Raw genomic sequence first — 13,475 nt, 5'->3', positions numbered from 1 at the left:
CTATGGCCTGTTTTATGATAACGCTAACCACTCCGCGCTTACTTCTTTCTCCATTTAACTCATCCGACTGGCCCTTTTTCCTGCGTCTGCGGCAAGACCCGGAAGTAATGCGTTTTATGGGTGAGATCCTTGAAGAACCGGCGCTACGTACGCTGTTTGAGGCTCGCTGCGCAGATGCTGGCGTCTTCGTGCTGCGCGATGCCAGCGGCACGGCGATGGGTGATATCGGCCTGCGTATCAGCAGTAAAAATCCGCACGAAGCAGACGTGGGTTATGCCCTCCTCCCCGAAGCACAGGGACAGGGATACGCCCGCGAAGCGCTACAAGCAATTTGCGATTACGGATTTAACCAACTCGGCGTTCAGGCGATTAATGCGTGGGTGTTGGGCACTAACGCGGGATCTTCCCGCCTGCTGGAAAAGCAGGGATTTATCCGCATTCAGGTTCTCGAAAAAGTCTACCACCTGAACGGAGTGGATTACGATGACTGGATATATCGGCTGGAGCGTTAGTCATCCCGGCGGAAAATATTCCGCCGGAACAAAACGAAAAACTACTTCAAGGAACCTTTCAGGAACTGCTGCAGGCGCTGGCTTTTCGGATTACCAAAGACTTCGTCAGGGTGCCCTTCTTCTTCAATTTTACCCTGATGGAGGAAGATCACGTGCGAGGAAACATGGCGGGCAAAGCCCATCTCATGCGTCACCACAACCATGGTTTTCCCCTCTTCCGCCAGTTGCTGCATGATACGCAGCACTTCGCCCACCAGCTCCGGGTCAAGCGCCGACGTTGGTTCATCAAACAGCAACACATCAGGCTCCATTGCCAGCGCGCGGGCGATGGATACACGCTGCTGCTGACCACCGGATAGGTGGACCGGGTATTTAATCTGCTGGCGCTCATCAATACCCACTTTCGCCAGGTATTTCACTGCCCGATCGCGCGCTTCCTGTTTGCTCAGCCCCAGAACCTGAATCGGCGCTTCCATGACGTTTTCCAGTACCGTCATATGACTCCACAGGTTGAAGTGCTGAAACACCATGGTCAGGCGAGTGCGCAGCAGGCGGAGTTGATTTTTATCAGAGACCTTGAGCTGGCCGTCTTTATCACGAACCAGGCCAATATTCTGCCCGTTAACAACAATCGTGCCTTCACTGGGCTTTTCAAGGAAGTTAATGCAGCGCAAAAAGGTACTTTTGCCGGAACCTGATGAACCGATGATGCTGATAACGTCCCCGGCTTTCGCCCGCAGCGAGACGCCTTTCAGCACCTCGTGTTCGCCGTAACGTTTATGGAGATCGATAACGTTTAATTTATTGTCGGACATGGCGCTCTCAGTGCGTTGAAGAAGGTTTGATATGCTGCAGCCAGCGCTTTTCCGCCCTGCGGAACAAGCTAATCAGCACATACGAGATAATGAGATACAGTACTGCGGCAATGCCAAAAGCAGTAAACGGCTGGTAGGTCGCCGAGTTAATATCACGGGCGATTTTCAGCAGGTCCGGCACCGTCGCGGTAAAAGCCAGCGCGGTGGAGTGCAACATCAAAATCACTTCGTTGCTGTAAGCAGGCAGAGCAATACGCAGCGCGGAAGGCAAAATAATGCAGCGATACATTTTGACCGATGAAAAACCGTACGCTCGCGCCGCTTCAATCTCCCCGGCAGGAACCGAACGAATCGCGCCAGCGAAAATCTCCGTGGTATAGGCACAGGTATTTAGCGTCAGCGCCAGCACCGTACAGTTCAGGCCGCTACGGAAGAAAGCATTTAGCAACTCGGTACCTTTGACAACTTCCAGCGTATACATCCCGGAATAGAACACCAGCAGTTGGACGTACAGCGGCGTACCGCGAAAAATGTAGGTAAACAGCCAGATGGGGAACTGGATATATTTATTGCTTGAGACACGACCAATGGCGAGAAAAACCGCCAGAATGCCCCCCATCACCACTGACGAGATCAGCAGCCAGAGCGTAATCGCTACCCCGGTAAAGCGGTAGCCGTCAGTCCACAGCAGGGATTTCCAGTACTCCTGAATAATTTCAATCACAGGTCAGCCCTCTTCACGCCTACAGAATAACGGCGTTCAAGCATCAGCAGTACACCATTGGAAACCGTTGTAAATACGAGATAAATCAGGCCGCAGACGATGGCAAAGTAAAAGGGTTCCCAGGTGCTTTTGCCTGCCAACTGGGTTGCCTTGACCACATCTTCCAGTCCCAGTAGCGAGACCAGCGCGGTCGCTTTGAGGATAACCTGCCAGTTGTTGCCTATTCCAGGCAGCGCATAGCGCATCATCGCCGGGAACAGGATCCGGCGAAAAGTCTGCCCGCTGCTGAATCCGAAAGCGGTGGCCGCTTCGATATGCCCTTTCGGTACGGCCAGAAAAGCGCCGCGAAAGGTTTCGGTGAAATAGGCACCATAGATAAATCCCAGCGTGATAATCCCCGCCACCATTGGGTCGATATCAAACTGCGCCAGACCAAGTGCATCAGTCACGCTATTGAGCGCTATCTGCAATCCATAGAAAATCAGCAGCATAAGCACCAGATCGGGCACACCGCGGATTAAAGTGGTATAGCCTTCAAAAATCAGCGCCAGCGGACGATTGCTGGAAAGCTTGGCTCCGGCTCCGGCCAGACCGATAAGCACCGCCAGAACAACGGAGCTTAATGCCAGCTCGAGGGTGACCAGCGCGCCCTGAAAAATAACCTGTGAAAACCCGTACAGCATGCTGTCTGCCCTGTCTGTCATCAACCATCTCGCGCCAAATTACGCGCGATGGAGTACGCGAAATGGTTAATCGCCGTACACGTTAAAATCAAAATATTTCTTCGCCAGCTTGTCGTAGGTGCCGTCTTTGCGCATCTCGGCAAAGGCTTTATTCAGCGCTTCACGCAGTTCGTTATCATCTTTACGCAGCCCCATGCCGGTGCCGACGCCAAACAGCTTCTCGTCTTTAATCGACGGACCGCCAAACTGATAATCTTTGCCAATAGGCTGTTTGAGGAAACCTTCGCTAGCGGCAACTTCATCCTGGAACGCGGCATCAATACGTCCAGCAGTCAGGTCAGAATAGATATTGTCCTGGCCCTGATAGGAGACAATTTCAATTCCTTTCGGCGCCCAGTGTTCATTACCGTAGGTTTCTTGCGTAGTTCCTTGCAGAACACCGACGCGTTTGCCTTTCAGCTTCGCGAGGTCAGGCGTAACATCGCTGCCTTTTTTCACCACCAGGCGAGAATCGGCGGCATAAAGTTTGTCGGTGAAAGCGATTTCCTGCTGACGTTTTTCGGTGATCGAAAGCGAGGACATAATGGCATCAATCTTCTTCGCTTTTAAAGATGGGATCAGCGCGTCCAGCGGGTTCTCAATGAAGGTACATTGCGTATTGATGCGCTTACACAGCTCTTTTGCCAGATCAATGTCAAAACCAATCAATTCACCCTGTGCATTCTTCGATTCGAACGGGGCATAAGTAGGGTCGGTACCGATACGGACTTTTTGCGGAATTGCTGCGAATACCGTGGAAACGCTGGAAAGGGCCAGCGCTAAAGAAAGAGACAACGCCAGTTTTTTCATAACTATCCTCAACAGACTGTCATTCTAACGGGTTTATTAGAAATACTTACGGCAGTTATCGTGCCATTATTCGCCCCGGTAAGGCAAAACATTCTGCGCCGGAAAGCAAATTTTTTCGCATCAGAAACGCTTAACTATGCACTTCCTATCGCAATGCGGGCGCTTTACTGCACCAGATTGATCCACCAAAAGTGTGATTGCACCAATAAGGGGCAGCAATAGATGTGCATGGCCCGGAGCCCCGGGCCAACAGTGGTCTTAGTCGCCGTATACGTTAAAGTCGAAGTATTTTTTCGCCATCTTATCGTAGGTACCATCTTTACGAACTTCAGCCAGCGCTTTATCAAACGCGGCTTTCAGCTCGCTATCGTCCTTACGCAGGCCGATACCGGTACCATCACCAAAGAATTTTTTGTCTTTAACGGAAGGGCCAGCAAAAGCAAAATCTTTACCGGCAGGTTGTTTGAGGAAGCCTTCGCTGGCGGCCACTTCATCCTGTAATGCGGCGTCCAGACGGCCTGCTGCAAGGTCGGAGTAAATCAAATCCTGGTTCTGATAAGCAACAACATCTACGCCATGGCTGCGCCAGCGCTCATTACCATAGCCTTCCTGAGTGGAGCCCTGTAATACGCCGACATGCTTGCCTTTGAGAGATTCCAGCGTTGGTTGAATCGGTGAACCCTTAGCGGCGATCAAACGGGAATCCGCCGCGTAGAGCTTGTCAGAGAAGGCTATCTCCTGCTGACGTTTTTCGGTAATCGACAAAGAAGAGATAATGGCGTCGATCTTCTTCGCCTTCAGCGAAGGGATCAGAGCGTCGAAATCGCTGCCTACCCAGGTACATTTCACGTTGATACGTGAACAAAGCTCATTGCCCAAATCGATGTCAAAGCCGACGAAATCCCCTTTCGCATCCTTCGATGAGAAAGGCGCGTAGGTGGCATCGGTGCCAATACGAATACTTTGCGGCAGCGCGGCGAATGCGCTGGAAGCGCTGCAAATTCCCATCATTAAAGAGAGAGCCAGGACCGTCTTCTTCATAGGTTACCCTTAAGTGTCGTGATGTTGTTATGCGATGCGTTATCTTGTTATGAATACTGCCAACAGCTCTTGCACGTTTTATAGTGCACGTTTTATGCCATTTTCTCAGTGCGTGCTGGAAATGGCGTTAAATTTGTTAAATAAACGTTGCAAGTTTGTCTTAAAAGCGAAGATACCAGCAATAACGGATAAACCGCAGTGCCGGAGCGCAAAAAAACAAATTAAATGTTGAGGATTTGATCGAGGCGACAAAATTGCACTGCAGGAGCGCAATTGTGAATAAAGCGCACTATGTTAGTGCGAGCTATGCGCCCTGCCAGCGGGTAAAGAGGTCTTCAGGAAGGGTAATATCGAACTGATCAATAACGCGATTGACCGTTTGGTTAATCACATCATCGAGGGTTTGCGGACGATGATAGAACGCCGGCACCGGCGGCATAATCACCGCGCCCATTTCCGCCGCCTGAACCAGTAAACGCAAATGGCCCAGATGGAATGGCGTTTCCCGCACGCACAGCACCAGCGGGCGCCGTTCTTTAAGCACCACGTCCGCGGCTCTGGTCAACAGACCATCGGTATAGCTATGAACAATGCCGGAAAGGGTTTTCATTGAGCACGGCAGAATCACCATCCCGGCGGTTTTAAAAGAGCCGGAAGAGATGCTGGCGGCGATATCACGGGCATCGTGAACCACGTCAGCTAGCGCCTGCACCTCGCGCAAAGAGAAGTCCGTCTCCAGCGCCAGCGTCTGGCGCGCGGCCTGACTCAAAATCAGGTGCGTTTCTACATCTGGAACATCACGTAAAATCTGGAGCAGCCGCACGCCGTAAATTGCGCCGCTGGCGCCAGAAATACCAATAATCAGTCGCTTCACGATATTTGCCCCTTCCGCTCAATGGCGCAGACTTTGCCGGATTATAGCTCCGGACGCAACCGCAACGAACTTTCGCGAACCACCAGCCGCACCGGTAACAACAGGTTTCTCTCACCTTCATCGCTCAGCAAAAGACGGAACGCATCGCGGCCAAGCTCGCGCTTATCAATGGCTACCGTGGTTAATGGCGGATATGCCCAGGCCGCGGCGTCGATATCATCAAAACCGACAATCGCCACCTCTTGCGGTACGTTGATGCCTTTGCGCGCGCAGACCCGCATGGCCACCAGCGCCGCCATATCGTTATAAGCAAAGATAGCATCCGGCGGCTGCGGCAACGCCAGCAGGCTCTCCATCCCCTCCACCAACGCCTGCTCAATCTCCTTAACTGGCGGTACCTCGACCTTATAATCAGCAGGCAGTGAAATTCCGGCGTCAAACAGCGCTTGCTGATAGCCTTCAACACGCTGGCGAATACTGTAATGGCGCTGCGAATGACCGAGAAAAGCAATACGTTTTCTTCCCTGCTCAAGCAGGTGGCGGGTGGCGACAAAACCACCATGATAGTTATCCGGATTCACACAAGGAAAATCTGCCGCCCACAGATCGACAAGGGCAACGGGTAACGCGGTTTTACGCAGTTCAGCTAACACCTCAGCTTCCAGATAACCCGCACAAATCAGTGCATCAGGCTGGTGCAGATTAATCAGCTCGCTTACCGAGTCTCCGGGGCCAATGGGCTGGAAACTCATGGCAATTTCATTTTCTCGACAGGCATCAGCGACGCCGAGCATCACGGTCGAATAGAACGGCAGCGCGCTGGCGATATTGTGTTCCCGGTGCAGCAGAAAAAGCAGGCGCTTGATACGCCCGCTGCGCAAGCGGCTAAAATCATAGCCTTCTGCTTCCGCTATCGACAAAATCCGCTGGCGTGTATCTTCACTTAGCCCCGGCTGCCCTTTCAACGCCCTGGAGACCGCGGCAATAGACACACCGCAGGCGGTCGCAATATCTTTAATTCTGGTTTTTTTTGCCATTCCGTTCGTTTTCACCTGTCATGCGGGATTTATGCTGATTGTCCTTTTATACCCTAAATAATTCGAGTTGCAGGAAGGCGGCGACGCAGTGAATCCCCGGGAACTTACTGAAGTAAGTGACTGGGGTGAGCGAGGAAAGCCAACGCACATGCAACTTGAAGTATGACGGGTATAGCGCCTGCTCTCCAGCTCAGCCTCGTCGTGTACGTACTTTGCCATCTCCATCAACGCCCTTGTATCTCGTCGGGCGAATGTATGAAGCAGTCACTAAGGATATCACGCAGCGGATGACGATTAACAACCTGAATGTTTTTATTTTTTACTAAACAAAAATTCAGGTTTGTCATCCCACCGCACAAGTCATCAGGCGGACATCGCTCTGCCTGCTTATGCGTATCACAGTACTACAAATAAGGTTGGAGCTTCTTACCGGGCGGCATCCTTTCAAGATGTTTCACAGACAAACCACATACTTTGTACTCTTTAAAACGTGATAAAGATCTACATTAAAAATTTATTTCTAGTAAAAATAAAGATCATAATCACAGGATGAAACGTCAAGAATGTACGCATAACCATGATCAGATCTATGCTCTCCATCGTTTTAAATTTACTAAAAATAACCAGAGATACGTCGTAATGACTTGTTGAATCATCACCATTGCTAAGGCAAATAAGGATTGGTTATGGCTACTGCCGATAATCTGGATACCGATGTGCAGATAGTTGATGCGGGAGAAACGCTCTCAACCCGCGAAAAAATAGGCTATGGACTGGGAGATGCCGGTGGACACTGCATCTCGGATTTGATCAGCGGCTTCCTGCTTTTTTTCTACACCGACGTGTTTGGCCTGAGCCCGGCCATCGTCGGCGCGATGTTTTTTACCTTGAGAATTGTCGATGCGGTATCCGACCCGGTTATGGGCGTTATCGCCGACAGAACCCGCAGCCGCTGGGGTCGTTTTCGTCCGTGGCAGCTATGGACTGCCGTTCCGCTTGCGGTTATCGGGATCCTGACATTCACCGTGCCGGACATGAGCCCGAACATGAAAGTCGCCTGGGCCTTCGGTACCTACTTCCTGCTCTCAGTGGGCTATACCGCCAACAACGTCCCCTACTGCGCGCTGATTAACGCCATGACCAACCGTCACGATCAGGTGATGTCCTGCCAGTCATGGCGCTTTGTCTTAAGTGGTATCGCCGGCTTCCTGGTCTCTGTCGGACTACCGTGGATGGTCGAATTCTTTGGTCAGGGCAATCTGGCTAAAGGCTACCAGTATGGCGTGACCGTGCTGTGTGGGATTGGTGCAGTCATGTTTTTACTGTGCTTTTTCTGGGTCAAAGAGCGAGTTCCTCTATCGCTGGCCGGGAAATTCACTTTGCGCCAGCATCTGCAAGGGCTGCGCAAGAACGACCAATTACTCATGATGCTGGTGATGTCTTTCTTGTTGGTGAATATTCTGTGTATTCGCGGCGGCGGCTACATGTACTTCATCTCCTATGCGCTACAGGGCAGCACTGGCTTTATGTCGCTGTTTTTTGCCATCGTCACTCTGGCCGCGATTATCGGTGCAGTGATCGTCAATCCGCTTTCCCGCCGTGTCGATATGGTCAAGCTGTACTTCTATACCAACCTGGTGCTGGTTATTTTCGGCCTGGCGATGTGGTTCCTGCCGACCGGACCGCAGCACCAGACGCTATGGCTGGTCTGTATCCTGATTAACAACATCGTGCTCGGCTTCACCCTACCGTTGCACTTCTCGATCATGGCGTTTGCTGATGATTACGGCGAATGGAAAAACGGCGTGCGCTCTTCCGGGATGAACTTCGCCTTCAACCTCTTTTTTATCAAACTCTCATGGGCCTCATCCGGCGGAATAATCAGCATTCTGCTGATTATGGTGGCCTACCAGCCGGGGCTGGAAAACCAGACCGCCGCTTCTATTCAGGGCATCACCCTGCTGCAAAGCGTTGTACCAGCAATCTTCCATCTGGTGCTGGCCTTATGCCTGCTTAAGTGTCGTCTGAACGGCCCAATGATGAACCGTATTTCCACCGATCTTCACCAAAGACATTCCCAAATTTCCTGAGGTAAACTTGACTGCTCCCCACCGTGAACAGCGAGAATTCCCACTTCACAGAGCCGAACCTAAGCCGCGTGACACGATTCAGGATTTACCCGCTCTCCATAGGCTAACACTGCCAGCCCGGCAGCTTTGATATTACGCGCCGCGTTAATGTCGCGATCATGGTCCGCGCCGCATTCCAGGCAGGACCATTTACGAACATCCAGAGGCATCTTTTTCATGGTGAAACCGCAACAGCTACAGCGTTTTGAAGACGGGAAAAACGGGTCGATTGCGACCACCGAACGCCCGGCCCATTCGCCTTTGTACCGGAGCTGGCGCGTAAATTCACCCCAGCCTGCGTCTGCTATCGCTCTGGACAGAGACGGGTTACGGAGCATGTTCTTCACTTTGAGGGATTCGACGCAAACAACCTGGTTCTCGTTTATCAGTTTGCGGGATGCCTTGTGCAGGGCATCCAGACGGCAATCAGCTATTTTCGCGTGGAGTCGGGCCACCTTTAAGCGGGCTTTGGCGCGGTTCTTTGAGCCTTTAGCCTTTTTGCTTAAACGACGCTGGAGCAACGCCAGGCGGGACGCGTATTTGGCGGTATGGCGGGGATTGCCGGATTTAAATCCGGTATCGGTGACGAACAAATCTTTTAAACCCACATCAATGCCGACCATTTTTGCGGTGACCGGCAGTGATACAGGTTCAAACTCGCAGAGACAGGAGACGAAGTATCGTCCGGCTGCGTCTCTGGAAAGGGTGACGGTAGACGGAGTCGACGGCAACGGGCGGTTCCAGCGTACATCTAACGGCGCTTTACTCTTTGCCATATACAGCTTGCCGTCGCGGTATTTGAATGCGCTGGCGGTTAATTCCGCGGCTTGTTTATGGCGCTTACTTTTAAATACCGGGTATGCAGCACGCCCGGCGAAGAAGTTCGCAAAGGCGGCCTGTTGGTGGCGCAGCGACTGCTGGAGCGGCACACAGGAAACGTCATTGAGCCAGGCAAATTCAGGCTCTTTTTTCAGGGCCGTTAATTGGGTACTGGCCTGAACGTAGCCAATTTTCTCCTGGCGTTCGTAATACGCATCAGTGCGCCAGCGAAGGATTGAATTGTAGACGAAACGCACACAACCGAACGTCCGGGCCAGAAGCTCAGCCTGTTCGGCTGTTGGATAGAATCTGTATTTGTAGGCGCGTTTCATATTTCACATCATATACATAAATTAGTGAGGCTGTAAATGTATACAGGTAAACCCAAAATGTGGTTAGTTTCCTCTGTCCTCCCCGCCCGAATTGGGCAAGGTCTCCAGAGGGCTATTTGATGAAGCAGTCCGATGTAATTGAAGCCGACCTGAACCGAATTACCGTTACCGACCCTTTCCTGGGGGAGTACCAGCGTCTGATTCGCGATGTCGTCATTCCTTATCAGTGGGAAGCGCTCAATGACAACATTCCCGATGCGGAACCAAGCCACGCGTTGGCTAACTACCGCATCGCCGCAGGATTAGAGGATGGTCAGTTTTACGGTATGGTTTTTCAGGATAGCGATGTCACCAAATGGCTGGAAGCTGTCGCCTGGTCATTGAGCCAGAAGCCTGACGCAACCCTTGAACAAACCGCTGATGAAGTGATCGAGCTTCTGGCGAAAGCCCAGTGTGCAGACGGCTATCTGAATACCTGGTACACCGTTAAAGAACCGGGGCAGCGCTGGACGAACCTCGCGGAATGCCACGAACTTTACTGTGCGGGACACCTGTTTGAAGCGGCTGTCGCTTTTTACAATGCTACGGGGAAGCGCCGCCTGTTGGAAATCTCCTGCAGATTTGCCGATTACATTGATACCGTTTTCGGCCCAAAACCCGGCCAGCTTCGCGGCTATCCGGGGCATCCTGAAATTGAGCTGGCGCTGATGCGCCTTTACGAAGTCACCCGGGAACCCCGCTATCAGGCGTTGGCCTGTTTCTTTGTCGAAGAACGCGGTAAGCAGCCTTACTATTACGACATTGAGTTCGAAAAACGCGGCGGCACCCGGCACTGGATCGGCTGGGGCGACGCCTGGCCGGGAATGATAAAAGACAAAACTTACACTCATGCGCACAAACCACTCTCCGAACAGAGCGAAGCGGTCGGCCACGCCGTTCGTTCCGTCTACCTGATGACCGGCCTGGCGCATATCGCCCGCATGACTCATGACGAAGAGAAACGCCAGACCTGCCTGCGAATCTGGAACAATACGGTCCAGCGACGGATGTATATTACCGGCGGCATTGGCTCGCAGGGGATCGGCGAAGCCTTTACCAGTGACTACGATCTGCCTAACGATACCGCTTACGGCGAAAGCTGCGCCTCTATCGGCCTGATGATGTTCGCCCGTCGAATGCTGGAAATGGAAGGCGACGCGCATTACGCCGATGTCATGGAGCGTGCGTTCTACAACACGGTGCTCGGCGGAATGGCGCTGGACGGTAAGCACTTCTTTTACGTTAACCCGCTGGAAACGCATCCGAAGAGCATCCCGCATAACCATATTTACGACCATATTAAGCCGGTTCGCCAGCGCTGGTTCGGTTGCGCCTGCTGCCCGCCGAACATCGCGCGCACGCTGGTGGCTATTGGTCACTACCTTTTCACGCCGCGCCAGGATGCGCTGTTTATCAATTTCTATGCCGGAAACGAAGCACAGTTCACCATTAACGGTCGGCCACTGGCGCTAAAAATCAGCGGTAACTATCCGTGGGATGAAGAGGTCAACATCACCTTCACCCATTCACAGCCCGTCGCCCACACTCTGGCGCTGCGCTTGCCGGAATGGTGCGAAGCTCCGCAGGTACTGGTTAATGGCGAAACCGCGCAAGGAGAACGACTCAAAGGCTATCTGCATATCACTCGCCAGTGGCAACAGGGCGACGTCATTACCCTGCATCTGCCGATGACTATCCGTCGCGTCTATGCAAATCCGCTGGTGCGCCATAATGCGGGCAAAATGGCGATTCAGCGCGGGCCGCTCGTGTATTGTCTGGAAGAGGCGGATAACGGCACAGAGCTGCATAATCTCTCGCTCCCGCGCGATAGTCAGTTTCATGAGATGGCAGGAACTGGCGTTTTGAAAGGAAAAGTCTTGATTACGGCGGAGGGTTTGCGCATGCAGACAGCGCCAGAGGACACTCCGCTGTACAGCTTCGACAGCCCACAGGCGAACGTTGAAAAGCAAACTTTGACGTTTATTCCGTGGTTTAGCTGGGCCAACCGCGGCGAAGGCGAAATGCGGATTTGGGTCGACGAGGCTTAAAAGCAAAAAGCCCGCGATCTCACGATCGCGGGCTTTTCCAGGCGAAGAGATTACCCTTCGTTATGCATCTCTAAATTTTCCACTTCGTTTTGCAGCTGAACCGCTTTCGCATCGTCGTTACGCAGGGAATCGAGATAATCCAGATACTGCTGATCGACGTCTTTGGTAACGTAGATACCGTTGAAAACCGAGCATTCGAACTGCTGAATATCCGGGTTCTCCGCACGGACTGCGTCAATCAGATCGTCCAGATCCTGGAAAATCAAACCGTCTGCACCGATGATCTGACGAATCTCGTCAACTTCACGCCCGTGAGCAATCAGCTCAGTCGCGGTTGGCATATCAATGCCATACACGTTCGGGAAGCGAATTTCCGGCGCTGCTGACGCCAGATACACTTTCTTCGCCCCAGCTTCGCGCGCCATCTCGATAATCTGTTCCGAAGTAGTGCCACGAACGATGGAGTCGTCGACCAGTAGCACGTTCTTATCGCGGAACTCGGCGCGGTTGGCGTTGAGTTTACGACGCACGGACTTACGACGCAGCTGCTGGCCCGGCATGATAAAGGTGCGACCAACATAGCGGTTTTTCACGAAGCCCTGGCGATACGGCTTGTCGAGGATACGGGCAATTTCCAGCGCGATATCGCAGGAGGTTTCCGGAATCGGAATCACTACGTCAATATCAAGATCTTCCCACTCGCGGGCAATTTTCGCCCCCAGCTTAGTCCCCATATTCACACGGGCGCTGTAGACGGAAATTTTGTCGATGAATGAATCCGGACGCGCGAAGTAAACGTATTCGAACAGGCACGGATTGCTGACCGGGTTCTCGGCGCACTGGCGAGTGAACAGCTGGCCTTTTTCGGTGATATACACCGCTTCGCCAGGTGCAACGTCACGTAAGAACTCAAAGCCCAGGGTATCCAGAGCAACGCTTTCCGAGGCCACCATATACTCAGTGCGGCCATCGCCAATATCACGCTTGCCCAGCACCAGCGGACGGATGCCGTTCGGGTCGCGGAAGGCGACCATACCGTGGCCGATAATCATCGCCACGCAGGCATAAGCCCCGCGAATCTGGCGGTTAGTGGCAGCAATCGCCGCAAAAACGTTATCTGCTTCCAGCGGATAATGGCGGAAATTATCCAGCTCGCTGGCAAAAATGTTGAGCAGGATTTCGGAGTCGGAGGTGGTGTTGATGTGGCGGCGTTTTTCTTCAAACAGCTTTTGACGCAGCTCGTGAGCATTAGTCAGATTGCCATTGTGCGCCAACGTAATGCCATATGGAGAGTTGACGTAGAAAGGCTGAGCCTCGGAGGCGCTGGAGCTGCCAGCCGTCGGGTAACGAACGTGACCGATCCCCATATTGCCTTGCATACGCTGCATATGGCGAGCTTCAAACACATCGCTCACCAGCCCGTTCGCTTTACGCAAACGGAAACAGTTGTTCGCATCGATGGTGATGATGCCTGCGGCATCCTGGCCACGATGCTGAAGCACCGTTAACGCGTCATAAATCGACTGGTTTACCGGCATAACACCGGCGATACCGACAATACCGCACATACGTC

At 52.6% G+C, this 13,475-nt stretch carries 12 protein-coding genes; 3 read left to right on the top strand and 9 right to left on the bottom strand.

What is annotated here, in order from left to right:
* The first annotated feature begins 14 nt into the window (after positions 1 to 14).
* Positions 15 to 512 carry a GNAT family N-acetyltransferase gene (locus tag AC07P6_RS09050; protein WP_478316968.1) on the top strand — a complete coding sequence of 166 codons (498 nt, stop codon included), beginning with the start codon at positions 15 to 17 and terminating at the stop codon, positions 510 to 512.
* 41 nt (positions 513 to 553) lie between these two features.
* On the opposite strand, the gene hisP is transcribed toward AC07P6_RS09050, so the two are convergent.
* The 7 genes from hisP to AC07P6_RS09015 all read right to left on the bottom strand — a co-directional run bounded on the left by hisP (position 554) and on the right by AC07P6_RS09015 (position 6,535).
* Positions 554 to 1,327: a histidine ABC transporter ATP-binding protein HisP gene (gene hisP, locus AC07P6_RS09045; RefSeq protein WP_004852881.1), complete on the bottom strand. Its 774-nt coding sequence runs from the start codon at positions 1,325 to 1,327 to the stop codon at positions 554 to 556.
* A 7-nt stretch (positions 1,328 to 1,334) separates the two neighbouring features.
* Positions 1,335 to 2,051, bottom strand: coding sequence for a histidine ABC transporter permease HisM (gene hisM / locus AC07P6_RS09040; protein WP_112212967.1), 717 nt, complete (start codon positions 2,049 to 2,051; stop codon positions 1,335 to 1,337).
* Positions 2,048 to 2,734, bottom strand: a complete 687-nt coding sequence (locus AC07P6_RS09035; RefSeq protein WP_112212966.1) for a histidine ABC transporter permease HisQ — start codon at positions 2,732 to 2,734, stop codon at positions 2,048 to 2,050. The genes hisM and AC07P6_RS09035 overlap by 4 nt, the downstream gene beginning before the upstream one ends.
* 66 nt (positions 2,735 to 2,800) lie before the next feature.
* Positions 2,801 to 3,583, bottom strand: coding sequence for a histidine ABC transporter substrate-binding protein HisJ (gene hisJ / locus AC07P6_RS09030; RefSeq protein ID WP_110272254.1), 783 nt, complete (start codon positions 3,581 to 3,583; stop codon positions 2,801 to 2,803).
* 258 nt (positions 3,584 to 3,841) lie between these two features.
* Positions 3,842 to 4,624, bottom strand: a complete 783-nt coding sequence (argT, locus tag AC07P6_RS09025; RefSeq protein ID WP_110272253.1) for a lysine/arginine/ornithine ABC transporter substrate-binding protein ArgT — start codon at positions 4,622 to 4,624, stop codon at positions 3,842 to 3,844.
* A gap of 304 nt (positions 4,625 to 4,928) precedes the next feature.
* On the bottom strand, positions 4,929 to 5,498 hold the full coding sequence (locus tag AC07P6_RS09020) for a UbiX family flavin prenyltransferase (RefSeq protein ID WP_182240135.1): 570 nt from the start codon (positions 5,496 to 5,498) through the stop codon (positions 4,929 to 4,931).
* 41 nt (positions 5,499 to 5,539) lie between these two features.
* Positions 5,540 to 6,535, bottom strand: a complete 996-nt coding sequence (locus tag AC07P6_RS09015; RefSeq protein WP_478316065.1) for a LacI family DNA-binding transcriptional regulator — start codon at positions 6,533 to 6,535, stop codon at positions 5,540 to 5,542.
* 686 nt (positions 6,536 to 7,221) lie between these two features.
* Here AC07P6_RS09015 and AC07P6_RS09010 point away from each other — a divergent pair.
* Positions 7,222 to 8,625 carry an MFS transporter gene (locus tag AC07P6_RS09010; RefSeq protein WP_478316064.1) on the top strand — a complete coding sequence of 468 codons (1,404 nt, stop codon included), beginning with the start codon at positions 7,222 to 7,224 and terminating at the stop codon, positions 8,623 to 8,625.
* Between the two features lie 59 nt (positions 8,626 to 8,684).
* On the opposite strand, the gene AC07P6_RS09005 is transcribed toward AC07P6_RS09010, so the two are convergent.
* On the bottom strand, positions 8,685 to 9,815 hold the full coding sequence (locus tag AC07P6_RS09005; RefSeq protein WP_434662222.1) for an RNA-guided endonuclease InsQ/TnpB family protein: 1,131 nt from the start codon (positions 9,813 to 9,815) through the stop codon (positions 8,685 to 8,687).
* 119 nt (positions 9,816 to 9,934) lie between these two features.
* Between AC07P6_RS09005 and AC07P6_RS09000 the strand changes: the two genes are divergently transcribed.
* Positions 9,935 to 11,902, top strand: a complete 1,968-nt coding sequence (locus AC07P6_RS09000) for a glycoside hydrolase family 127 protein (protein WP_478316063.1) — start codon at positions 9,935 to 9,937, stop codon at positions 11,900 to 11,902.
* Between the two features lie 50 nt (positions 11,903 to 11,952).
* Here AC07P6_RS09000 and purF read toward each other — a convergent pair whose 3' ends face one another.
* Positions 11,953 to 13,470 carry an amidophosphoribosyltransferase gene (purF, locus tag AC07P6_RS08995; RefSeq protein ID WP_110272251.1) on the bottom strand — a complete coding sequence of 506 codons (1,518 nt, stop codon included), beginning with the start codon at positions 13,468 to 13,470 and terminating at the stop codon, positions 11,953 to 11,955.
* Positions 13,471 to 13,475: the final 5 nt, after the last annotated feature.

The organism is Klebsiella sp. GFKo11 (genome assembly GCF_056490265.1).
Note: the sequence above shows the minus strand (reverse complement) of the source record. Positions and strands in the feature narration are given on the sequence as shown.

What these genes read in the sequence shown, in the direction of transcription:
- hisJ (WP_110272254.1), bottom strand. Translation starts at nt 3,583, where the DNA reads ATGAAAAAACTGGCGTTGTCTCTTTCTTTAGCGCTGGCCCTTTCCAGC.
- AC07P6_RS09035 (WP_112212966.1), bottom strand. Translation starts at nt 2,734, where the DNA reads ATGCTGTACGGGTTTTCACAGGTTATTTTTCAGGGCGCGCTGGTCACC.
- AC07P6_RS09015 (WP_478316065.1), bottom strand. Translation starts at nt 6,535, where the DNA reads ATGGCAAAAAAAACCAGAATTAAAGATATTGCGACCGCCTGCGGTGTG.
- AC07P6_RS09050 (WP_478316968.1), top strand. Translation starts at nt 15, where the DNA reads ATGATAACGCTAACCACTCCGCGCTTACTTCTTTCTCCATTTAACTCA.
- hisP (WP_004852881.1), bottom strand. Translation starts at nt 1,327, where the DNA reads ATGTCCGACAATAAATTAAACGTTATCGATCTCCATAAACGTTACGGC.
- AC07P6_RS09010 (WP_478316064.1), top strand. Translation starts at nt 7,222, where the DNA reads ATGGCTACTGCCGATAATCTGGATACCGATGTGCAGATAGTTGATGCG.
- AC07P6_RS09000 (WP_478316063.1), top strand. Translation starts at nt 9,935, where the DNA reads ATGAAGCAGTCCGATGTAATTGAAGCCGACCTGAACCGAATTACCGTT.
- AC07P6_RS09005 (WP_434662222.1), bottom strand. Translation starts at nt 9,815, where the DNA reads ATGAAACGCGCCTACAAATACAGATTCTATCCAACAGCCGAACAGGCT.
- argT (WP_110272253.1), bottom strand. Translation starts at nt 4,624, where the DNA reads ATGAAGAAGACGGTCCTGGCTCTCTCTTTAATGATGGGAATTTGCAGC.
- purF (WP_110272251.1), bottom strand. Translation starts at nt 13,470, where the DNA reads ATGTGCGGTATTGTCGGTATCGCCGGTGTTATGCCGGTAAACCAGTCG.